Raw genomic sequence first — 21,156 nt, forward strand, 5'->3', positions numbered from 1 at the left:
TCGCCGCGTGGCCGACGACCGCATGCCTGATGCCACACTGCCCGGTTTTGTGGCAAGCGAAAGGCGGCGTGTCTGGCCCATCCGTGTTATTCTCGCGGCGCCTCTATTTTACAGGAAAAGGCTTCTTTCCTGTTCCACCGCCTTGGTGATGAAGCTGGCGACGATCTGGACACGGCGCAGCGGCCTGACCGATTCGTGATAGACCAGCCAGTAGGCGCGGCGGATGGGCGCGATGACATCGACGGGCACCAGTTCGGGCATCGAGCGGGCAACGAAGGTGTGCAGGATGCCGATCCCGGCGCCCGAGCGCACCGCCTCGGCCTGGCCCAGCGCCGAGGAAATGGCGAAGCTGGTGCGCCAGTCGGCGCTGAATTCAGAGGCATAGTCGAGCGAAGGGCTGACGATCAGGTCAGGCACATAGCCGATCAAGGTGTGCCGGCCGAGTTCGGCAGCGGTTTTCGGCAGACCATTGGCATCGGCGTAGGCGCGTGAGGCGAACAGGCCGAGCGAATAGTCGACCAGCTTTCCCGCCACCAGCCGGCCTTCTGTCGGCCGCTCGACGGTGATGGCGATGTCGGCTTCGCGCCGGGACAGGGAGAAGGAGCGCGGCACCGGCACGAGCTGGATCGTCAATTCGCGGTGCAGCGCGGTCAGTTCGCCGAGGCGCCTAGCCAGGAAGGCGACGCCGAAACCGTCCGGCGCGCCGATGCGCACCGTGCCCGAAATATCGTCGCCTTCGCCCGATATGGTCGAGCGCGCGGCGATCATGTCGCCCTCCATGCGCTCGGCAATGTCGAGGAAGCTCTCGCCGGCCGGCGTCAGTTCGCTGCCGGTGGTCAGCCGGCGAAAGAGTTTCGTGCGCAGCGCGTCCTCGAGTGCCGCGATGCGGCGCGAGACAGTGGCGTGGTTGAGCTCCAGCCGTTTGGCGGCGCCGAGGATCTGGCCGGCGCGGGCCACGGCGAGGAAGATGCGGACGTCATCCCAGTTCATGGGAATCCCCAGGAGGTATCTTGTAACGTAGCCATTTGCGAGAATTGATGCTCGCTCGTCAATCGATATCTAAATTACGCACAACGGTTGCGTTCTCCCTCGCGTTGCCATCGCGCCTGCAAAGGCGGACAATGCAGCATCACAAACAAGGGAGAGACAACATGATCGAATACGGTCATTTCATCGGCGGCAAGCATGTCGCCGGCACCAGCGGCCGCAAGCAGGACGTCATGCAGCCGATGGACGGGTCGGTGCGCGGCACGGTGGCGCTGGCTTCGCAGGCGGAACTGCGCGCAGCGGTCGAGAACGCCAAGGCGGCGCAGCCGAAATGGGCCGCGACCAACCCGCAGCGCCGCGTGCGCGTCTTGATGAAATTCCTCGAACTGGTCGCCCGCGACTATGACGAACTGGCCGACATCCTGGCGCGCGAGCACGGCAAGACCATCGCCGATGCCAAGGGCGACATCCAGCGCGGCCTCGAAGTGGTCGAAGTCTGCATCGGCGCGCCGCATATGATGAAGGGCGAGTTCACCGATGGCGCCGGCCCCGGCATCGACGTCTATTCGATGCGCCAGCCGCTCGGCGTCGTCGCCGGCATCACGCCGTTCAACTTCCCGGCGATGATCCCGCTGTGGAAGATCGCGCCGGCGATCGCCTGCGGCAATGCCTTCATCCTGAAGCCGTCGGAGCGCGACCCGGGCGTGCCGATCCGCATCGCCGAGCTTTTCATCGAAGCCGGCCTGCCGGCCGGCATCCTCAACGTGGTCAACGGCGACAAGGATGTCGTCGACGCCATCCTCGACGATCCGGACATCAAGGCCATCGGCTTTGTCGGTTCGACGCCGATCGCCCACTATATCTATTCGCGCGGCACCGCAGCCGGCAAGCGCGTGCAGTGCTTCGGCGGCGCCAAGAACCACATGATCATCATGCCCGACGCCGACATGGACCAGACCGTCGATGCGCTGATCGGCGCCGGCTATGGCTCGGCCGGCGAGCGCTGCATGGCGATCTCGGTGGCGGTACCGGTCGGCAACGACACCGCCAACCGGCTGATGGAAAAGCTGATCCCGCGCGTCGAGAGCCTGAAGGTCGGTCCGTCGACGGATTCGGGCGCCGATTTCGGCCCGCTGGTGACGGCTCAGGCGCTGGAACGCGTCAAGGGCTATGTCGACACCGGCGTCAAGGAAGGCGCCAAGCTCGTCGTCGACGGCCGCGGCTTCAAGATGCAGGGCTATGAGGACGGCTACTACATGGGCGGCTGCCTGTTCGACAATGTGACGGCGGACATGCGCATCTACAAGGAAGAGATCTTCGGGCCGGTGCTCTCGGTGGTGCGCGCGCCGACCTATGAGAGCGCTATCAAGCTCGCTAACGACCACGAAATGGGCAATGGCGTCGCCATCTTCACCCGTGACGGCGACGCCGCGCGCGATTTTGCAAGCCGTGTCCAGGTCGGCATGGTCGGCATCAACGTACCGATCCCGGTTCCGATCGCCTATTACACCTTCGGCGGCTGGAAGGCGTCGTCCTTCGGCGACCTCAACCAGCACGGCCCGGACGCCTTCCGCTTCTACACCAAGACCAAGACGGTGACCTCGCGCTGGCCATCCGGCATCAAGGATGGTGCGGAATTCGTCATCCCGACGATGAACTGAAGTCCGACATTTGTTTCAGCGAGTTAAGGGCGCGGCTTTTGTCGCGCCCTTATTGTTTGCATTCATGCCGGTTGATGTCATCGACAAATAGTATATACTAAGGACATACTAAATTGGGAAAGGGTTCGACTCGTGACAAAGTATGCTCCCATCGCCGATTTCCTGCAGATGCAAGCGCTCGATGAGCTGAGTCTGGATTTTGAGAAGATAGAAGAGATCCTGGGCGCGTCTCTTCCGCGAAGTGCCTACGATCATCAGGCTTGGTGGGCCAATGATGTCAGCCATAGCCAAGGCAGGTCCTGGCTCGATGCCGGATGGAAGACCGAAAACCTGGACCTGGTTCGTCGTAGCGTAACGTTTGCTCGTGTTTCTGAGTCAACGCAAATTGTGCCGATAACTCCGCCAACCGCCCCGCTTTCCCTTGACCCGTGGGGTGCACTCGCAGGCACTGTGACCATTCATGACGAAAATGCCCTGACATCTCCGGTTGGCGAAATGTGGGACGCCGAAGCCGGTGACGCATGAACTCCATGCCGTTGCTTCTTGATACATGTGCGGTGATCTGGTTGTTCAACAGGTCACCGCTTACCGAGACCTCGCGAACTGCCATTTCGGAAGCAGCCACAGCAGGCCAGCTCTATGTTTCACCGTTTTCCGGCTGGGAAATCGGGATGCTGGTTCGTAAGAGCAAGATTGCTCTTACCATGCCGCCAGCGCTGTGGTTTTCCAAAGTCGTGGATCATCCCGCAATCACATTGGCGAGTTTGCATCACGGAATCCTGATCGAGTCCTCTTTTCTTCCTGCAGATCCTCCCGGTGATCCCGCCGACCGGATTGTCGTAGCAACGGCTCGCCAGTTCGGCTTGACGATCGTCACGCGCGACAAGCCGATTCTTGATTACGCAGGGCTAGGCCATGTGGCCGCTCTCGGCTGCTGAAGTCTGAAGAATATGAAGCTTACACGGTTGCAATCGTGCCGCCGTCGATGACGTATTCGACGCCGTGGAAATGGGCGGCGCAAAAAGAACCCACCGAAAGCTGACGCGGCTTTACCGCGTCGCCGCCGTCTCGGCATGGCCGCGCAGCAGCGCCATCAGCCGCTTGGCGTCCTTGGCGGCTGCCTCCTCGTCGCCGTCGAGGATCGAGCGGATCAGCGCGACGTGATGCTCGGCTGATTCGGCGAGGCCGGTGTCGGCCTTGTAGCGAAACCAGAAGCGGCGGCTGTGGGTTTGCAGGGGGGCGGCCAGCCGCGCCGCGAAGGGGTTGTCCGCGGCCATCGCCAAGGCCTCATCGAGCGCCTTGTCGGCCTGGATGAAGGCAAGCACATTGCCCGAGATGACCGCTTTCTGCATGGCCAGCGCTGCCTCGTGAAACAGGTCGGCGGCCTCGCGGGTGACGAAGCGGGCAGCCGAACGGGCCAGCACCACTTCGACGCCGCGCCGGGCATCGAGCACACGCAGCCAGTCGCCGGGATGCAGCGGCGCGATCGTGATGCCGGCGCGTGGCCGCACATCGAGCAGCCCTTCCCAGGCCAGCCGCTGGATCGCCTCGCGCACCGGCGTGCGGCCGAGCGCCAGCTTTTCGATGAGCGCTCCTTCGGTGACAAAGCTGGACGGCGCCAGCTCCAGCGTGACGATCATATGCTCGAGCACGCGGTAAGCCTTGGCCGCCGCCGGTTCGGACGTCATGGGTGCTTCCGTGGATATCAAAGGCGATCTCCTGATATATCTTGCATATATCATAACGGATTCCGCATTGACAGCGCGTTTCCTAACAGATATACGGCTGATATATCAGATGGAGAGATGATCATGTGGACCGGAGTTTTCCCCGCCGTCACGACCAAATTCACCGCCGACGACCAGCTCGACCATGCCGAGATGGAGCGCTGTTTCAGCCTGCAGATGGAGGCCGGTTGCGACGGCATCATCGTCTGCGGCTCACTCGGCGAAGGGCCGATGCTGTCGGCTGACGAGAAGATCGAAGTGCTGAAGACCGCGCAGAAAGTCGCCGGCAAGAAGCCGGTGCTGCTGACGGTCAACGAGGCGGGCACCCGCGAGGCCGCAAGCATCGCCAAGCGCGCCGCCAGGGAAGGCGCCAATGGCCTGATGGTGGTGCCGAGCCCGATCTACCACACCAACGCGGAGGAGACGGTCGCGGCGCTGCGCGCGGCCGCCGAGGCCGGCGACCTGCCGGTGATGATCTACTCCAACCGGCTCGCCTACCGTGTTGACGTCACCGTCGACCAGATGGAGGAGCTGGCATCGGACAAGCGCTTCGTCGCCATCAAGGAATCCTCCGACGATATCAGGCGTTCGACCGAGATCATCAACCGGCTGGGCGACCGCTACGATCTGTTCACCGGTGTCGACAATCTCGCCTTCGAGGCGCTGTCGATCGGCGCCATCGGCTGGGTGGCCGGCCTGGTCACCGCGTTCCCGCGCGAGACTGTCGCTATCTACCAGCTGATGAAGCAGGGCCGCCGCCAGGAGGCACTCGCCATCTACCGCTGGTTCCGCCCCCTGCTCGATCTCGATGTCTCGACCTATCTGGTACAGAACATCAAGCTTGCCGAAGTGCTTGCGATTGGTACCAATGACCGCGTGCGCATGCCGCGCCAGCCCCTGTCGGGCGAACGCCGCAAGGCGGTGGAGAAGATCATAAGGGATGCGCTGGCGGTGCGGCCGAAGCTGCCGTCGCTCCAGACGTCTCCTCTATCGGCGGACAGACTGGTGGCAGCCGAATAAGGGACAGCACCGACGTGCCAGGAAATTCCAAATCCCCGGAACAGGAGCAACGCTCCGCCACTGGGGCATGTTCTCCTCGTTGGCGGGGGGAAGGCGAGGACATCGCCATCGTCGGCGGTGGCATCATCGGCATCTGCGCGGCGGCCTTCCTTGCCGAGGCAGGGCGCAGCGTGACAATCTTCGACCGCACCGGCATCTGCGAGGAGACGAGTTCCGGCAATGCCGCTGCCTTCGCCTTCTCCGACGTGCTGCCGCTGGCGCACAAGGGCATGATCAAGAACCTGCCGAAATGGCTGGCCGATCCGCTTGGCCCGCTCAGCATTCCGCCGGCCTACCTGCCGAAGCTGCTGCCCTGGCTGATCCGCTTCTGGCGTGCCGGCGCGCCGGAAAAATACGAGGCCAGTCTCGCCGCCCAGGCCGGCATGATGAAGCTCGCTGAAGCGGAATGGATGGGCCTGCTCGATCGCTCCGGTACGCGGCCGATGCTGCGCGAGGATGGCTCGCTCGAACTCTACGAGAGTGAGGCCGAGTTTCAGGCTGGGCTGTCCGGTTGGGCGGCGCGCGAACGTTTCGGCATCGGCTTTCGCCATGTCGAGGGTAAGGATCTGGCGGGCTTGCAGCCAGGCCTGTCACCGCGTTTCGTCAAGGGCACCTTCGTGCCGGGCTGGAAGACGGTCGCCGACCCAAAACCGCTCGGCAAGGCGGTGTGGGCTTACGCCGAAGCCAAAGGCGCCCGCTTTGAAATGGCCCGCATCGACCGGGTCGCTGCGGACCAGGATGGCGCGACACTGACGCTGGCCGATGGCACGACCAGGCATGCGAGGCAGCTCGTCGTCGCCGCCGGCGCCTGGTCGCACCTTTTGGCGCGGCAACTTGGCGATCGCATTCCGCTGGAAACCGAGCGCGGCTACAACACGACCTTGCCCAAGGGCGCCTTCGACGTGAAGCGGCAGCTTATCTTTTCCGGGCATGGCTTCGTCATCACGCCGCTGGAGACGGGCCTGCGCGTCGGCGGTGCCGTCGAACTCGGCGGCATCGAGCGGCCGCCCAATTATGCCAGGTCGAAGGCGCTTCTGCAGAAGGCACAGAAATTCCTGCCGGGGCTCAATCCCTCGGGCGGGCGCGAATGGATGGGGTTCAGGCCTTCGCTGCCGGATTCGGTTCCTGTCATCGGCAAGGCTTCGGGAAGCCGGCCGGTGGTCTATGCTTTCGGCCACGGCCATCTCGGCCTGACCCAGGCGGCAGCAACGGGACGGTTGATCCGGGAAATCATCCTGGGGCAGACTCTGCCTTTAGATCTGGCCCCTTTCAGTCCACAACGTTTTTGAGCTCATCGCGGTTTTGAATTTTCGAGGAACGACATGGCCAAGAAATCCTTCTTCTGCATTGACGGCCACACTTGCGGCAATCCGGTGCGGCTGGTCGCCGGCGGCGGCCCGCTGCTTGAGGGCTCGACGATGATGGAACGGCGCGCGCATTTCCTCGCCGAATATGACTGGATCCGCACCGGCCTGATGTTCGAGCCGCGCGGCCATGACGTGATGTCGGGTTCGATCCTGTACCAGCCGACGCGCGAGGATTGCGACATCGCCATCCTGTTCATCGAAACCTCCGGCTGCCTGCCGATGTGCGGGCACGGCACCATCGGCACGGTGACGATGGCGATAGAACACGGGCTGATCAAGCCGAAGACGCCAGGTGTGCTGAGGCTCGACACGCCGGCCGGCCTGGTCATCGCCGAGTACAAACAGGTCGGCGAGTATGTCGAGGAGGTGCGCATCACCAACGTGCCGTCCTTCCTTTATGCCGAGGGTCTGACGGTCGAATGCCCCGGGCTCGGCGAGATCACCGTCGATGTCGCGTATGGCGGCAATTTCTACGCCATCGTCGAGCCGCAGGCGAATTATCGCGACATGGCGGATCATTCGGCCGGCGACCTCATCGCCTGGAGCCCGGTGGTGCGCCAGCGGCTGAACGAGAAATACACTTTCGTGCATCCGGAAAATCCTGGGATCAACCGGCTGTCGCATATGCTGTGGACCGGCAAGGCGACGGTGGACGGGGCCGACGCCCGCAATGCCGTCTTCTACGGCGACAAGGCGATCGACCGTTCACCGTGCGGCACCGGCACCTCGGCGCGTATGGCGCAGCTTCATGCCAAGGGCAAGCTCAAGGCCGGCGATGCCTTCGTGCATGAATCGATCATCGGTTCACTGTTCAAGGGCAAGGTCGAAAAGGAGGTCGCTGTCGCGGGCAAGGCGGCGATCATTCCCTCGATCGGCGGCTGGGCGCGCATGACCGGACTGAACACGATCTTCATCGACGACCGCGATCCGTTCGCGCATGGCTTTGTGGTCAAGTGAGGGAATCCTGCCCCTGGGGAAAGCAACGTGACGAAAAGATGAACGGTGTCAGGAACGCAACGAATCTTCTTATCACCGAATTTTGACGGCGATTTCTTCGAAACGGGGCGCATGATACGGCTGAATCGTCAAAGACATTGCGTTATGCCAATGATAGGGTCCGCGATAGTCCAGGGGTCGGATGGGAGAAAACGGGCAATCGGACGGTCGACAAAACACGCATGACGGTTGAAAAATGACGTTGCAATCCGGGCTCGAAACTTTACGACTAGGGGAAATACGAAAAGGAATGCGTCTGCATGGGCGACATTCCAGGGGAGCCATGTACACATGCAGTACTTTGTCCAGCAGCTTATCAACGGGCTGACGCTGGGATCGATCTATGGGCTGATCGCGATCGGCTACACGATGGTCTACGGCATCATCGGCATGATCAACTTCGCCCATGGCGACATTTTCATGGTGGGCGCCTTCACGGCGCTGATCGTCTTCCTCGTCCTTGGCGCTCTGTTCTATTCGGTGCCCGTGGTCGTAGCACTGCTGGTCATGATGATCGTGGCGATGCTGCTCACCAGCCTCTACAACTGGACAATCGAGAAGGTGGCCTACCGGCCGCTGCGCGGCTCGTTCCGGCTGGCGCCGCTGATCACCGCCATCGGCATGTCGATCGCGCTGTCGAACTTCGTCCAGGTGACGCAAGGGCCGCGCAACAAGCCGATCCCGCCGATGGTGTCGAAAGTCTACGACATCGGCGGCATCAGCGTGTCGCTGAAGCAGATTATCATCGTCGTCGTCACCGCGCTGCTGCTGGCGCTGTTCTGGTACCTGGTCAACAAGACCTCGCTTGGCCGCGCCCAGCGCGCCTGCGAACAGGATCGCAAGATGGCGGCGCTGCTCGGCATCGATGTCGACCGCACCATCTCGATCACCTTCATCATGGGTGCTGCCCTAGCCGCCGTCGCCGGCACGCTGTTCCTGATGTACTACGGCGTCATCGCCTTCTCCGACGGCTTCACGCCGGGTGTGAAAGCGTTCACCGCGGCGGTGCTCGGCGGCATCGGGTCGCTGCCGGGCGCGGTGCTCGGCGGGCTGATGATCGGCTTCATCGAAAGCATGTGGTCGGCCTATTTCTCGATCGACTACAAGGACGTCGCGGCGTTCTCGATCCTGGCCATCGTGCTGATCTTCCTGCCTTCCGGCATTCTGGGCCGGCCAGAAGTCGAAAAGGTCTGAGATCATGGCCGTCACCGTATCTCCCGAGCGCGACGTCGTCGCCACCCCTACCCAACGCGCCCTGAAGGAAGGGTTCTATGCCGGCGCCATTTCGCTTGGCCTGTTCGTGCTGTTCGTCGGGCTGAAGACCGGTCAGAACATTTCCAACGAACTGGTCGTGACGACGCGCTGGGGCCTGCTTGCCGCCGTGGTGATCGCCACGGCCGTCGGGCGCTTCCTCTATGTCGCCTATGGCCAGCCCTTCATGGCCAGCCAGAAGATAACCAACGTTGCCACCGGCCTGTTGCCGGCCAGCGTGGCATCACGGTTCTTCCAGTTGCCGTGGTTCATCGCCGCTGTTGTCGCAGCGGTGCTGCTGTTCGTGTTCAACGGCTCGCTCGCCGGATGGGTGGGCGCGGAACCGGCCGGCTACCTGCAATTCCTGCGCGCCCTGGCGATCATCTACGTGCTGGCTTGCGTGATCTACTACTTCCGCGCCTTCATCCATGCCAACTTCACCAAATTGGGCATCACGGCGCTGGTGCTCTACCCGATCCTCGTGGTCGCGGTGCTGTCGCTGAACGCCTGGTCCATTACTGGCGGGCTGCAGGGTTCGCTGAAATGGGTCGATAATTTCGGCATCCAGATCCTGATCTATGTGATGCTGGCCTGGGGCCTGAACATCGTCGTCGGCCTCGCCGGCCTGCTCGATCTCGGCTACGTCGCCTTCTATGCGCTTGGCGCCTACGCGTACGCGCTTCTCGCCACGCAGTTCGGCCTGTCGTTCTGGATCCTGTTGCCGGCCGCCGGTGCCATGGCGGCGCTGTGGGGCGTTCTGCTCGGCTTCCCGGTGCTGCGCCTGCGTGGCGACTATCTGGCGATCGTAACGCTGGCTTTCGGTGAGATCATCCGCCTGGTGCTGATCAACTGGCGCGAGGTCACCAACGGATCGGCCGGCATTTCCGGCATTCCCAAGGTCAGCTTCTTCGGCCTGATGTCGTTCAACGTGTCGGACCCGAACTATATCGCCAAGGTGCTCGGCATCGCCCAGTCAGGCGCCTACTACAAGATTTTTCTCTACTATCTGATCCTGGGCCTGTGCCTGCTCACCGCCTTCGTCACCATCCGGCTGCGCCGCCTGCCGGTCGGCCGGGCCTGGGAAGCGCTGCGCGAGGACGAGATCGCCTGCCGCTCGCTCGGCATCAACACCACCACCACCAAGCTGACCGCCTTTGCCACCGGCGCCATGTTCGGCGGTTTCGCCGGCTCTTTCTTTGCCGCGCGGCAAGGCTTCGTCAGCCCGGAATCCTTCGTCTTCCTGGAATCGGCCATCATCCTGGCCATCGTCGTTCTCGGCGGCATGGGCTCGCTGGTCGGCATCGCGGTTGCCGCGATGGTGATGATTGGCGGCACCGAGGCGCTGCGCGAGCTCGACTTCCTCAAGCAGATATTCGGGCCTGACTTCACCCCGGAGCTCTACCGCATGCTGCTGTTCGGCATGGCAATGGTCATCGTCATGCTGTGGAAGCCGCGCGGCTTCGTCGGCAGTCGTGAACCGACGGCCTTCCTCAAAGAGCGAAGGGCTGTCTCCAGTTCCTTCACCAAGGAGGGCCACGGCTGATGAACGCGAACCCGATGCAGAAGACAAATCCGGGCATGAACGACGCCATCCTGCAGGTCGAACATCTGTCGATGAAATTCGGCGGCCTGGTCGCCATTGGCGACCTTTCCTTCGCCGCCAGGCGCAGCGAGATCACCGCGCTGATCGGCCCCAACGGCGCCGGCAAGACCACCGTGTTCAATTGCATCACCGGTTTCTACAAGCCGTCGGAAGGCATGATCACCCTCAACCGGGCGGACGGGTCGAGCTTCCTGCTCGAACGGCTGCCCAACCATGAGATTCCGGCGCGCGCCAAGGTGGCGCGTACCTTCCAGAACATTCGCCTGTTCTCGGGCATGACGCTGCTGGAGAACCTTTTGGTTGCCCAGCACAACAAGCTGATGAAGGCGTCGGGCTATACGGTCCTTGGCCTGTTCGGCTTCAGCGGTTACCGCAAGGCCTCAGCCGAATCGGTCGAGCTTGCCAGGCACTGGCTGGAGAAGGCCGACCTTGTCGACCGTGCCGACGATCCGGCCGGTGACTTGCCCTATGGCGCGCAGCGGCGTCTCGAGATCGCACGTGCCATGTGCACGGGTCCGGAGCTGCTGTGCCTGGACGAGCCGGCGGCCGGCCTCAATCCAAAGGAGTCGGCGGCGCTCAACGAACTGCTGATCGACATCAAGAACACATCAGGCACCTCGATCCTCTTGATCGAGCATGACATGTCCGTGGTCATGCAGATCTCCGACCATGTCGTGGTGCTGGAATATGGCCGCAAGATTTCGGACGGCAGTCCGCAATCGGTGCGTACCGATCCGCGCGTCATCGCCGCCTATCTCGGCGTTGACGACGAGGAGGTCGAGCAGGTCCTCACCGAAGTCGGCGACGAGGACGTCATCGAACAGCTTGATACGGGGCCTGATTCCGCGCATGGGCCTGGGACATCGTCATCGTATCTCGCCGGGCCGGTAACAGACACGGTCGGTCACAGTTCTGGAGAGCGCGTTACCGTGGCGAAGGGCGCTTCAAAGGCGGAGCAGGTCGATGCCAGGTCGCTCGCCGAGGCAAACAAGGCTGCCGCGCTGACGGCGGCATCGGCTGCAAAGCCCGCTCCTGCGGCGAAAGCAAAGCCTGCGCCGAAAGCGGCGTCAAAGTCGGCAACCGGGACGACGGTGAAGTCGACTGCGGCGCCTGCTGCGGCCAAACCGGCAGCCAAGGCTCCAGTGGCTAAGGCTCCAATGGCTAAGACTGCGGCGGGCAAGGCTGGGGAAATCTCCAACAGGCTAGCGGCGCCCCGCGGTGGCAAGGCCGACAATCTGACCCGCATCAAGGGCATCGGTACGGTCAACGAGAAGAAGCTCAACGATCACGGCATCTTCCACTTCGACCAGATCGGCGCCTGGAAAAAGGCCGATGTCGAGGCTGCTGAAGCTTACCTGGCCTTTGATGGACGCATCGCGCGTGAAGAGTGGGTCAAGCAGGCCAAGCTGCTCGGCCAGGGCAAGGACACGGAATTCGCGCGCCGTGTCGATGCCGGCAAGGTGGCGACCAGCCACGCTTCCGCGAAGACCGCCAGCACGGCCAAGCCTGTGTCGGGCAAGCGTGGAGGGGGCAAGTGATGGCCGGGACAACGCTGCTCGATATCAAGGGCGTCCAGACTTACTACGGCAACATCCGGGCGCTGAACGGCGTCGACGTCACCGTCAATGAGGGTGAGATCGTGGCGCTGATCGGCGCCAACGGCGCCGGCAAGTCGACGCTGATGATGACCATTTTCGGGGCGCCGCGCGCCCGCGCGGGAAGCATCACCTTCGCCGGCACCGACATCACCCAGATGCCGACGCACGAGATCGCCCGCATGCGCATCGCCCAGTCGCCGGAAGGTCGCCGTATCTTCCCGCGCATGACGGTGATGGAAAACCTGCAGATGGGCGCCAGCCTCGACAACCTCAAGCACTATGACGAGGACGTCGAGAAAGTGTTCACGCTGTTCCCGCGGCTCAAGGAGCGCATCGCCCAGCGCGGCGGCACCCTGTCGGGCGGCGAGCAGCAGATGCTGTCGATCGGACGCGCGCTGATGGCGCGGCCAAAGCTGCTTTTGCTCGACGAGCCGTCGCTGGGTCTGGCGCCGCTGATCGTCAAGCAGATCTTCGATGCCATCCGCGAGTTGAACCGCACGCAGGGGCTGACCGTGTTCCTGGTCGAGCAGAACGCCTTTGGTGCGTTGAAACTCGCCACGCGCGGCTATGTCATGGTCAACGGCAATGTGACGATGAGCGGCACCGGCAAGGAACTGCTCGCCAATCCCGAAGTGCGCGCCGCCTATCTCGAAGGCGGACACCACTGAGTTTGGAGCGGAAAGTGTGCATCCGGTATTCGGCTCCAGATTGTTTGTTTGTCGCATGACCTTTGTCCGAAAAGTCTGCAACTCTTCGGGATCATGCTAAGGAGACTTCATCATGCAGGGCATTCTCTATGAGGAACCCTCGATCTGGCAGTTCTTCTTCGTCACCTGCCTGCTTGGCGGTTGGGCGGCCTGGATGACGGGCAAGGCCAGCGCCCAGACCTGGCGCAGCTTTCCGCAGCTGTTCGCCTATCTGCTGGGCCTCGGCATCGGCATCCGGTTCATTCATCACGCGCTGTTCGGCGGCACGATGTTCTCGCTGCACTACTATATCGTCGACACCATCGTGCTGATGATACTGGGCTTCGTCGGCTATCAATACACACGAACAAACCAGATGGTGACGCAGTATAATTGGCTCTACGAAAGAGCTTCAGTCTTGAGCTGGAAACCGAAAGGTTGACGTTCATCATTAACGCCGCTTCGGGGATGAATCGGCGTGACAAGGGCCTGAAAATCGGCAAACTATGCCTTCTGCGATAAGGGTGGGCATCGCATGAAAGCTTCATCCACGCCCACTCCGTTAATGGGAGCGTTTTACATGAGAAAATTATTGTTGTCCGCTGTCGCCGTAGGCGCGCTCGTCGCGTTCGGCGGCGCCGCGTGGGCTGACGTCATGGTCGGCGTCGCCGGCCCGATCACCGGTCCGAACGCAGCTTTCGGCGCACAGCTTCAGAAGGGTGCGGAAGCGGCTGTCGCCGACATCAATGCCAAGGGCGGCATCAACGGCGAGCAGATCAAGCTCGAAATCGGCGACGACGTCTCCGATCCGAAGCAGGGCATCTCGGTCGCCAACAAGTTCGTCGGCGACGGCGTCAAGTTCGTGGTCGGCCACTTCAACTCGGGCGTCTCGATCCCGGCCTCGGAAGTCTACGCTGAAAACAACATCGTCGAAGTGACGCCGGCTGCCACCAATCCGCAGTTCACCGAGCGCGGCCTGTGGAACGTGTTCCGCACCTGCGGACGCGACGACCAGCAGGGCAGCATTGCCGGCGCTTATCTCGCCGCGAACTTCAAGGATGCCAAGATCGCCGTTGTTCACGACAAGACCACCTACGGTCAGGGTCTTGCCGACGAAACCAAGAAGGCGATGAATGCCAAGGGCCTGACGGAAGTCATGTATGAAGGCATCAATGTCGGCGACAAGGACTTCTCGGCGCTGATCGCCAAGATGAAGGAAGCCGGCGTTACCATCATCTATTGGGGCGGTCTGCACACCGAAGCCGGCCTGATCATCCGCCAGGCGGCTGACCAGGGCCTCAAGGCGACGCTGGTCTCCGGCGACGGCATCGTGTCGAACGAACTGGCTTCGATCGCGGGCGACGCGGTTGCGGGCACGCTCAACACATTTGGCCCGGATCCGCGCCTGATCCCCGCCAACAAGGAACTCGTCGAGAAGTTCCGTGCGCAGGGCTTCGAGCCGGAGGCCTATACGCTCTACGCCTACGCTGCCGTGCAGGCGATCGCGGAAGCAGCAACTGCTGCCAAGTCGAACGATCCGCAGGCAGTTGCCAAGGCGCTGCATGCAAACGGCCCGTTCAAGACCGTGCTCGGCGACCTGTCCTATGACGCCAAGGGCGACCCGACGCTGCCCGGCTACGTCATCTACGAATGGAAGAAGGGCGCCGACGGCAAGTACACCTACATCCAGAAGATGTAAGCCTGTCGACTTCGATCAATATGAAATGCCCGGCGCTTCGCGCCGGGCATTTTTCGTTTCAATGCATGTCGCCCAAAGCGCGCCAGATTGGCGGAACGACGTGCAGCTTAGCCGAAAAATGATCAAGCCTTGAACAGCAGCACCGGCAGTTTTTTGCGTGTTCGAATGAATGCGACCGGCTTTGTCGCAAAGATTCGATTTAAATCGATTGAATCATCTGTCAAATTTGTTTGCACTGCAGCATTTTCACGCTAATCATTGCTCCGATTTCCCGTTCCTTCCGCTGCTGGAGCCCAGTCCTTGGCCATCACGAAGATCCTCGTCGCCAATCGGTCAGAAATCGCCATCCGCGTCTTTCGCGCGGCCAACGAGTTGGGCCTCAAAACCGTGGCGATCTGGGCCGAGGAAGACAAATATTCGTTGCACCGCTTCAAGGCCGACGAGAGCTACCAGGTCGGGCGCGGTCCGCATCTCAGCAAGGACATGGGACCGATCGAGAGTTATCTGTCGATCGAGGAAGTGATCCGCGTCGCCAGGCTTTCGGGCGCCGATGCCATCCACCCGGGCTACGGACTTCTGTCGGAAAGCCCCGAATTCGCCGAAGCCTGTGCGCAAGCCGGCATCACCTTCATCGGCCCGAAGCCGGACACGATGCGCCGCCTCGGCAACAAGGTTGCGGCGCGCAACCTCGCCATCGAAGTCGGCGTGCCGGTCATTCCCGCCACCGATCCGTTGCCGGACGACATGGAGGCGGTCAAGAAACTGGCCAAGGAGGTTGGCTATCCGGTCATGCTGAAGGCCTCGTGGGGCGGTGGTGGGCGCGGCATGCGCGCCATCCGCGCCGAGGCCGATCTCGCCCGCGAAGTCATGGAAGGCAAGCGCGAGGCGAAAGCCGCCTTCGGCAAGGACGAGGTCTATCTCGAAAAGCTGATCGAGCGCGCCCGCCACGTCGAGGTGCAGGTGCTTGGCGACACGCATGGCAATGTCGTGCATCTGTTCGAGCGCGACTGCTCGATCCAGCGCCGCAACCAGAAAGTCGTCGAGCGGGCGCCCGCACCCTATCTCGAAATGGCGCAGCGCGAGGAGCTTTGCGGCCATGCGCTGAAGCTTGCCCGTGAAACCAATTATATCGGCGCCGGCACCGTTGAATTCCTGCAGGATGCCGACAGCGGAAAATTCTATTTCATCGAGGTCAATCCGCGCATCCAGGTCGAGCACACCGTCACCGAGCAAGTGACGGGCATCGACATCGTCAAGGCGCAGATCCACATCCTCGACGGCTTCGCCATCGGCACGCCTGAATCGGGTGTGCCGGCGCAGCGGGACATCAGGCTGAACGGCCATGCCTTGCAGTGCCGCATCACCACCGAGGATCCCGAGCACAATTTCATTCCGGATTACGGCCGCATCACCGCCTATCGCGGCGCCACCGGCTTCGGCATCCGGCTGGATGGCGGCACGGCCTATTCCGGCGCGGTCATCACCCGCTTCTACGATCCGCTGTTGGAGAAGGTGACGGCGTGGGCGCCGACGCCGGCCGAGACCATCGCCCGCATGAACCGCGCGCTGCGCGAGTTCCGCATCCGCGGCGTTGCCACCAACCTCACCTTCCTCGAAGCGATCATCAACCACCCGAGCTTCGCCGACAATTCCTATACGACGAAGTTCATCGACACGACGCCGGAGCTGTTCCAGCAGGTCAAGCGGCAGGACCGCGCGACCAAACTCATCAACTATCTGGCCGATGTCAGCGTCAACGGCCATCCCGAGACGCGCGGCCGGCCGACGCCGAAGGCCGATGCGGCCGCACCCGTCGTGCCCTATCTCAACGGCAATGTGCCCGGCGGCAGCAAGCAGAAGCTCGACTTGCTCGGGCCGGAAAAGTTTGCCGGCTGGATGCGCGAGCAGAAGGAAGTTCTGGTCACCGACACGACGATGCGCGACGGCCATCAATCGTTGCTCGCCACGCGCATGCGCACGCACGACATTGCCAATATTGCGGGGACCTACGCGCGCGCCCTGCCGCAGCTTCTGTCGCTGGAATGCTGGGGCGGCGCGACCTTCGACGTCGCCATGCGCTTCCTCACCGAGGATCCGTGGGAGCGGCTTTCGCTGGTGCGCGAGGCGGCCCCCAATCTGTTGCTGCAGATGCTGCTGCGCGGCGCCAACGGCGTCGGCTACACCAACTATCCAGACAATGTCGTGCAGCATTTCGTCAAGCAGGCGGCGAGCGGCGGCATCGACCTGTTCCGGGTTTTCGACTGCCTGAACTGGGTCGAGAACATGCGCGTCGCCATGGACGCCGTCGGCGCCGAGGGCAAGCTGTGTGAGGCGGCGATGTGCTACACCGGCGACATTCTCGATCCGGCGCGGGCCAAGTACGATTTGAAATATTATGTCGGGCTGGCTGGCGAACTGCAGGCCGCCGGCGCCCACATCATCGCCGTCAAGGACATGGCCGGCCTTTTGAAGCCGGCAGCGGCGCGCGTGCTGTTCAAGGCGCTGCGCGAGGCGACCGACCTGCCGATCCATTTCCACACCCACGACACGTCGGGCTTGTCGGCGGCGACCGTGCTGGCGGCGGTGGAGAGCGGCGTCGACGCCATCGACGCGGCGATGGACGCCTTCTCCGGCAACACCTCGCAGCCTTGCCTGGGCTCGATCGTCGAGGCGCTGAAGGGCACCGAGCGCGACCCCGGCCTCGACCCGCAATGGATCCGCAAAATCTCGTTCTACTGGGAAGCGGTGCGCAACCAGTACGCCGCCTTCGAAAGCGATCTCAAAGGGCCGGCCTCGGAAGTCTACCTGCACGAAATGCCGGGCGGACAGTTCACCAACCTCAAGGAGCAGGCGCGCTCGCTCGGGCTGGAGACACGCTGGCACGAGGTGGCGCAGACCTATCACGACGTCAATCTGATGTTCGGCGACATCGTCAAGGTGACGCCGTCGTCCAAGGTCGTCGGCGACATGGCGCTTATGATGGTGAGCCAGGACCTGACCGTCGCCGATGTCGAGAACCCGGCAAGGGACATTGCCTTCCCGGACTCGGTCGTCTCGATGCTGCGCGGCGATCTCGGCCAGTCGCCGGGAGGGTGGCCAGAGGCGCTGCAGAAGAAGGCGCTGAAGGGCGACAAGCCGATCACGGCCAGGCCCGGATCGCTGCTCAAGCCGGCCGATCTCAAGGCCAGCCGCAGGGAGATCGAGGAGAAGCTGGAGCGCAAGCTCTCGGAATACGAATTCGCCTCGTGGCTGATGTATCCGAAGGTGTTTACCGACTTCGCCGGCGCGCAGGAGACCTACGGCCCGGTCAGCGTCCTGCCGACGCCGACCTATTTCTACGGCATGAAGTCGGAAGACGAGATCTTTGTCGATATCGAGAAGGGCAAGACGCTGGTCGTGCGCTGCCTGGCGATCGGCGATGTCGACGACAAGGGCATGGTCACCGTGTTCTTCGAGCTCAACGGCCAGCCGCGTCGCGTGAAGGTGCCGGACCGGGCACATGGCGCCTCCGCCGCCAAGGCGCGGCGCAAGGCAGAGCCCGGCAACGAGGCGCATGTCGGCGCACCGATGCCAGGCGTGGTCTCGGCACTTTCGGTCGCCGCCGGCCAGGCGGTGAAGGCCGGCGACGTGCTGCTCTCCATCGAAGCGATGAAGATGGAGACGGCGCTGCATGCCGAGCGCGACGGTACGGTCGCCGAGGTGCTGGTCAAGGCCGGCGACCAGATCGATGCCAAGGACCTGCTGATCGCCTTCGCTTAGGGCATATCGATATTCAGGTGATGCCGGCCTTCGAATAGCGGCTTCCTGCGCTTCCCCGTTCTACTGCGTCGCAGTAGAACTGTGCTCACGTACTTTAAGTACGCTCCGCTCCGGTTCTCGGAAGCCACCATTCTCGGCTCGGCCTGACCTGAATCTCGGCATGCCCAGGTCCATGTGGGCGAGATGGCTGTCGGCTTCTGTCGGCAGCCCTTGGTTAGCTGTTCGATAACAGCTTGACCCGCCGCCGCCGGTCGGGCATCGAACCGGCTCAAATTCGCCGCCGTCTTTCCGCGAGTCGCGGCGTAGAACCAATCTTTGGAGAAGAACATGGCCGACGATATCACCGAGACCAGCCAGACTGTTGCCGCCGGCCAGCTGCGTGCCCTGATCGAGCGCATCGAGCGGCTCGAGGAAGAAAAGAAGACGATCGCCGACGACATCAAGGAAGTCTTCGCCGAGGCCAAGGGCACCGGCTTCGACACCAAGGCGATCCGCACCATCATCCGTCTGCGCAAGAAGGATCAGGCCGAGCGCCAGGAAGAGGACGCCATCCTCGATCTGTATATGGCCGCACTCGGCATGGTGTAAGAACTAACCGCCCCGGCGCCGATGCGGTCGCCGGTCATACGGTTTGAACCATGAGCGAATTCGACTTCGGCGGTCGCCGCGCCTCGGAATTCAGCCATCGCGGCTTCTGGACGCTGTTCGCTGAGCGGCATCCGGAAGAACGAGCCCGGCTGGCGCGGCGCGGACCCTGGTTCTGGCAGCGCGGGCTGCCCGACTTCGCCTTGGTTCTTTCCATGTATGTCGCGCCGGCGCAGAACCATGTCGGCGTCTTCTTCGGCCGCAACGAGAAGTTCGGCGCCACGGAAAGCTGGTCGCGGTTGAAGCCGTTCCAGCCAGCCATCGAAGACAGGCTGAGGCTCAGGCCGGAGCAAAGCTGCGAGGGCCTCGGCATCAATTCGATGTGGCGGGTGAACTGCTATGCCGAGGACAATTGGCCTGCCATGACCGACTGGCTGGTGACGGAATGCTCGCGTGTCGAGCGCGCTGTCATCGAAGTGCTTGGACAGAGGTAGGCGTCGGTGTTCGCGGATTTCTTCCGCTCGCGTTGGCTTGGCCAGGTGCCGATCGACCGGCTGTTCTGGCGCGACATGATCTTCGTCGGGACGGGGATTAACGTTGCTTCGTCCGCGGCAGCACTGATCCTGCTTGGATTGAAAATGCCGCTCGGCCTCGTGCTGGCGGTGCATTTCGCACCGGTGCCCTACAACATCTTCCTGACCATCGCGGTCTGGCGGACGGCAGAGCAATCGGGCGCCAAGGCCTCGCTGATGCTTTTGGGCTCGGCGCTCTGGCTCGTCGCCACGGTGGCGGTCTGAAGGGGCCGAACGCAGCACGACAAAGGGCGGCCGAAGCCGCCCTTTGTATGATCCGACCATCAGGGCCCGTTCAGGCCGCTGGGTCGAATTTCAGCGCCACGCCGTTGATGCAGTAGCGCAGGCCGGTCGGCGGCGGGCCGTCCTCGAAGACATGGCCGAGATGGCTGCCGCAGCGGGCGCAGTGGCATTCGGTGCGGACCATGCCGTAGCTGCGGTCGATGGTGTTCTCGACCGAGCCGGGCACCGGATCGTTGAAGCTCGGCCAGCCGGTGCCGCTCTCGAACTTCAGCTTGGATTCGAACAGCGGCTGGTCGCAGCCGACGCAGGAAAATGTGCCGGCGCGCTTCTCGTAGAGCAAGGCGCAGCTTCCCGGCCGCTCGGTGCCGTGACCGCGCATGACCGCATATTGCTCCGGCGTCAGCCGGGCGCGCCATTCGGCGTCGGTGCGGGTGACGGGGTAGGTGTCCATTTGATCTCCTCAGCCTTGGCGGCTCGTTGTTGATTGCAACCGGATATTCGCTCCAACATAGGCATTTGTTACGCGATTTTCTCGCATTTTCGATCGACTGTCATGCGATAGCCGCGAGATAACGAGCGACCGATGCGTTGAACGCCGCTTTTGCGCCACCGATGATGTTCAGCTCCCACCATGCGCCGCGGATGTCGTCGAAGTCATATGGTTCAAGTGCTGCCGCGATGCGGCGCACGGCGGCCGCGTTGAGCGGTATCTGGTTGGGATAACTGTACATGAAGCTGACATGGCGGCGGGTCGGCGTCACCTGGACGGTGTCGCCCGTCAGCAGGGCGTTGCCGCCATCGTGCTGCCAGTGCAGCACCTGGCTGCCGGCAAAATGGCCGCCGCAGCGGATGAGTGTCAGCGAGGGATTGATGGCAAGAGTTTCGCCTTCCCAGCTGACGATCGAGGGATGCGGCCGCATGATCCACTGGCGGTCGTCGGCATGGAGATAGATCGGCACGCCGCCAAAGGCCTCGCTCCATCCGGCCATCGCCGAATAGAAATGGCAGTGCGAGATGGCGATGGCCGCCAGGCCGCCGCGACGGTTGATCTCGGCTACCGCCTCGTCGCTCACCATCGAGACGCAGTCCCACAGCACGTTGCCGTGCCGCGTCTGCACGAGTTGCGCCCGCTGGCCGATGGCGAAGCGCGGCTCGATGCCGAAGGCGAGCACACCGGCATCGTCCAGCATCACAAGCCTATGCCCGGCAGCGAGCTCTTGCTGTGTGCTCCAGGCCTGGCCCTCCCAGCGCACAAACTGCCGTTCGTCCTCGCAGATCGGGCAGTGTTTTGGCGGCGTCTCCGTCGCCGCGAACTGGACGCCGCACTGCAGGCAGAGGAAGCAAGCCATCGGAACTCCGTCGT

The 21,156-nt window shown here is 62.8% G+C and carries 20 protein-coding genes; 16 read left to right on the forward strand and 4 right to left on the reverse strand.

The annotated features are described in order from the left end of the window. Positions 1 to 108 precede the first annotated feature (108 nt). Positions 109 to 990 (reverse strand): LysR family transcriptional regulator, encoded by an 882-nt coding sequence (locus tag HGP13_RS05840; RefSeq protein WP_172222669.1) that lies wholly within the window; start codon positions 988 to 990, stop codon positions 109 to 111. 161 nt (positions 991 to 1,151) lie between these two features. On the opposite strand from HGP13_RS05840, the gene HGP13_RS05845 reads away from it, so the two are divergent. The 3 genes from HGP13_RS05845 (at position 1,152) to HGP13_RS05855 (ending at position 3,586) form a co-directional block, all read left to right on the forward strand. Then, positions 1,152 to 2,648 carry a CoA-acylating methylmalonate-semialdehyde dehydrogenase gene (locus tag HGP13_RS05845; protein ID WP_172222671.1) on the forward strand — a complete coding sequence of 499 codons (1,497 nt, stop codon included), beginning with the start codon at positions 1,152 to 1,154 and terminating at the stop codon, positions 2,646 to 2,648. Positions 2,649 to 2,780: 132 nt separating this feature from the next. After that, entirely contained in the window at positions 2,781 to 3,173 is a 393-nt protein-coding gene (locus HGP13_RS05850) for a hypothetical protein (RefSeq protein WP_172222674.1), read from the forward strand. After that, positions 3,170 to 3,586, forward strand: coding sequence for a type II toxin-antitoxin system VapC family toxin (locus tag HGP13_RS05855; RefSeq protein ID WP_172222677.1), 417 nt, complete (start codon positions 3,170 to 3,172; stop codon positions 3,584 to 3,586). Before HGP13_RS05850 ends, HGP13_RS05855 begins: the two co-directional genes overlap by 4 nt. A gap of 111 nt (positions 3,587 to 3,697) precedes the next feature. On the opposite strand, the gene HGP13_RS05860 is transcribed toward HGP13_RS05855, so the two are convergent. Continuing rightward, complete coding sequence (locus tag HGP13_RS05860) at positions 3,698 to 4,336, reverse strand: GntR family transcriptional regulator (RefSeq protein ID WP_246707295.1); 639 nt, start codon at positions 4,334 to 4,336, stop codon at positions 3,698 to 3,700. 123 nt (positions 4,337 to 4,459) lie between these two features. On the opposite strand from HGP13_RS05860, the gene HGP13_RS05865 reads away from it, so the two are divergent. The 13 genes from HGP13_RS05865 to HGP13_RS05925 all read left to right on the forward strand — a co-directional run bounded on the left by HGP13_RS05865 (position 4,460) and on the right by HGP13_RS05925 (position 19,775). Further along, complete coding sequence (locus HGP13_RS05865; RefSeq protein WP_172222682.1) at positions 4,460 to 5,395, forward strand: dihydrodipicolinate synthase family protein; 936 nt, start codon at positions 4,460 to 4,462, stop codon at positions 5,393 to 5,395. A 14-nt stretch (positions 5,396 to 5,409) separates the two neighbouring features. Next, complete coding sequence (locus HGP13_RS05870) at positions 5,410 to 6,723, forward strand: FAD-binding oxidoreductase (RefSeq protein WP_172222684.1); 1,314 nt, start codon at positions 5,410 to 5,412, stop codon at positions 6,721 to 6,723. Between the two features lie 33 nt (positions 6,724 to 6,756). Further along, the gene (locus HGP13_RS05875; protein ID WP_172222688.1) at positions 6,757 to 7,758 is read left to right on the forward strand and encodes a 4-hydroxyproline epimerase; all 1,002 of its coding nucleotides are present in this window, start codon (positions 6,757 to 6,759) and stop codon (positions 7,756 to 7,758) included. Positions 7,759 to 8,088: 330 nt separating this feature from the next. Then, positions 8,089 to 8,991: a branched-chain amino acid ABC transporter permease LivH gene (locus tag HGP13_RS05880; RefSeq protein ID WP_172222691.1), complete on the forward strand. Its 903-nt coding sequence runs from the start codon at positions 8,089 to 8,091 to the stop codon at positions 8,989 to 8,991. Positions 8,992 to 8,995: 4 nt separating this feature from the next. Beyond that, the gene (livM, locus tag HGP13_RS05885) at positions 8,996 to 10,591 is read left to right on the forward strand and encodes a high-affinity branched-chain amino acid ABC transporter permease LivM (RefSeq protein WP_172222693.1); all 1,596 of its coding nucleotides are present in this window, start codon (positions 8,996 to 8,998) and stop codon (positions 10,589 to 10,591) included. After that, on the forward strand, positions 10,591 to 12,189 hold the full coding sequence (locus HGP13_RS05890; protein WP_246707296.1) for an ABC transporter ATP-binding protein: 1,599 nt from the start codon (positions 10,591 to 10,593) through the stop codon (positions 12,187 to 12,189). The genes livM and HGP13_RS05890 overlap by 1 nt, the downstream gene beginning before the upstream one ends. Next, entirely contained in the window at positions 12,189 to 12,917 is a 729-nt protein-coding gene (locus HGP13_RS05895) for an ABC transporter ATP-binding protein (RefSeq protein ID WP_172222696.1), read from the forward strand. Before HGP13_RS05890 ends, HGP13_RS05895 begins: the two co-directional genes overlap by 1 nt. A 112-nt stretch (positions 12,918 to 13,029) precedes the next feature. Further along, on the forward strand, positions 13,030 to 13,377 hold the full coding sequence (locus tag HGP13_RS05900; protein ID WP_172222699.1) for a DUF6867 family protein: 348 nt from the start codon (positions 13,030 to 13,032) through the stop codon (positions 13,375 to 13,377). Positions 13,378 to 13,515: 138 nt separating this feature from the next. Further along, on the forward strand, positions 13,516 to 14,634 hold the full coding sequence (locus HGP13_RS05905) for a branched-chain amino acid ABC transporter substrate-binding protein (protein WP_172222701.1): 1,119 nt from the start codon (positions 13,516 to 13,518) through the stop codon (positions 14,632 to 14,634). A 300-nt stretch (positions 14,635 to 14,934) separates the two neighbouring features. Then, entirely contained in the window at positions 14,935 to 18,393 is a 3,459-nt protein-coding gene (gene pyc / locus HGP13_RS05910; RefSeq protein ID WP_172222704.1) for a pyruvate carboxylase, read from the forward strand. Positions 18,394 to 18,720: 327 nt separating this feature from the next. Beyond that, positions 18,721 to 18,981, forward strand: coding sequence for a DUF2312 domain-containing protein (locus HGP13_RS05915; RefSeq protein WP_010912082.1), 261 nt, complete (start codon positions 18,721 to 18,723; stop codon positions 18,979 to 18,981). A gap of 50 nt (positions 18,982 to 19,031) precedes the next feature. Beyond that, on the forward strand, positions 19,032 to 19,472 hold the full coding sequence (locus HGP13_RS05920; protein WP_172222707.1) for a hypothetical protein: 441 nt from the start codon (positions 19,032 to 19,034) through the stop codon (positions 19,470 to 19,472). A 6-nt stretch (positions 19,473 to 19,478) separates the two neighbouring features. Next, complete coding sequence (locus tag HGP13_RS05925) at positions 19,479 to 19,775, forward strand: hypothetical protein (protein WP_172222709.1); 297 nt, start codon at positions 19,479 to 19,481, stop codon at positions 19,773 to 19,775. A 70-nt stretch (positions 19,776 to 19,845) separates the two neighbouring features. Here HGP13_RS05925 and msrB read toward each other — a convergent pair whose 3' ends face one another. Further along, a complete protein-coding gene (gene msrB / locus HGP13_RS05930; protein ID WP_172222712.1) occupies positions 19,846 to 20,244 on the reverse strand; it encodes a peptide-methionine (R)-S-oxide reductase MsrB in 399 nt (132 codons plus the stop codon). Between the two features lie 100 nt (positions 20,245 to 20,344). After that, positions 20,345 to 21,142: an MBL fold metallo-hydrolase gene (locus HGP13_RS05935; protein WP_172222715.1), complete on the reverse strand. Its 798-nt coding sequence runs from the start codon at positions 21,140 to 21,142 to the stop codon at positions 20,345 to 20,347. Between the last annotated feature and the right edge of the window lie 14 nt (positions 21,143 to 21,156).

Source organism: Mesorhizobium sp. NZP2077 (assembly GCF_013170805.1).
GTDB lineage: Bacteria > Pseudomonadota > Alphaproteobacteria > Rhizobiales > Rhizobiaceae > Mesorhizobium.

Excerpts from the sequence above, each read along its gene's own strand:
- HGP13_RS05840 (WP_172222669.1), bottom strand. The coding sequence starts at position 990 with ATGAACTGGGATGACGTCCGCATCTTCCTCGCCGTGGCCCGCGCCGGC.
- HGP13_RS05845 (WP_172222671.1), top strand. The coding sequence starts at position 1,152 with ATGATCGAATACGGTCATTTCATCGGCGGCAAGCATGTCGCCGGCACC.
- HGP13_RS05855 (WP_172222677.1), top strand. The coding sequence starts at position 3,170 with ATGAACTCCATGCCGTTGCTTCTTGATACATGTGCGGTGATCTGGTTG.
- HGP13_RS05860 (WP_246707295.1), bottom strand. The coding sequence starts at position 4,336 with ATGACGTCCGAACCGGCGGCGGCCAAGGCTTACCGCGTGCTCGAGCAT.
- HGP13_RS05865 (WP_172222682.1), top strand. The coding sequence starts at position 4,460 with ATGTGGACCGGAGTTTTCCCCGCCGTCACGACCAAATTCACCGCCGAC.
- HGP13_RS05875 (WP_172222688.1), top strand. The coding sequence starts at position 6,757 with ATGGCCAAGAAATCCTTCTTCTGCATTGACGGCCACACTTGCGGCAAT.
- HGP13_RS05880 (WP_172222691.1), top strand. The coding sequence starts at position 8,089 with ATGCAGTACTTTGTCCAGCAGCTTATCAACGGGCTGACGCTGGGATCG.
- livM (WP_172222693.1), top strand. The coding sequence starts at position 8,996 with ATGGCCGTCACCGTATCTCCCGAGCGCGACGTCGTCGCCACCCCTACC.
- HGP13_RS05890 (WP_246707296.1), top strand. The coding sequence starts at position 10,591 with ATGAACGCGAACCCGATGCAGAAGACAAATCCGGGCATGAACGACGCC.
- HGP13_RS05895 (WP_172222696.1), top strand. The coding sequence starts at position 12,189 with ATGGCCGGGACAACGCTGCTCGATATCAAGGGCGTCCAGACTTACTAC.
- HGP13_RS05900 (WP_172222699.1), top strand. The coding sequence starts at position 13,030 with ATGCAGGGCATTCTCTATGAGGAACCCTCGATCTGGCAGTTCTTCTTC.
- HGP13_RS05905 (WP_172222701.1), top strand. The coding sequence starts at position 13,516 with ATGAGAAAATTATTGTTGTCCGCTGTCGCCGTAGGCGCGCTCGTCGCG.
- HGP13_RS05915 (WP_010912082.1), top strand. The coding sequence starts at position 18,721 with ATGGCCGACGATATCACCGAGACCAGCCAGACTGTTGCCGCCGGCCAG.
- HGP13_RS05920 (WP_172222707.1), top strand. The coding sequence starts at position 19,032 with ATGAGCGAATTCGACTTCGGCGGTCGCCGCGCCTCGGAATTCAGCCAT.
- msrB (WP_172222712.1), bottom strand. The coding sequence starts at position 20,244 with ATGGACACCTACCCCGTCACCCGCACCGACGCCGAATGGCGCGCCCGG.
- HGP13_RS05935 (WP_172222715.1), bottom strand. The coding sequence starts at position 21,142 with ATGGCTTGCTTCCTCTGCCTGCAGTGCGGCGTCCAGTTCGCGGCGACG.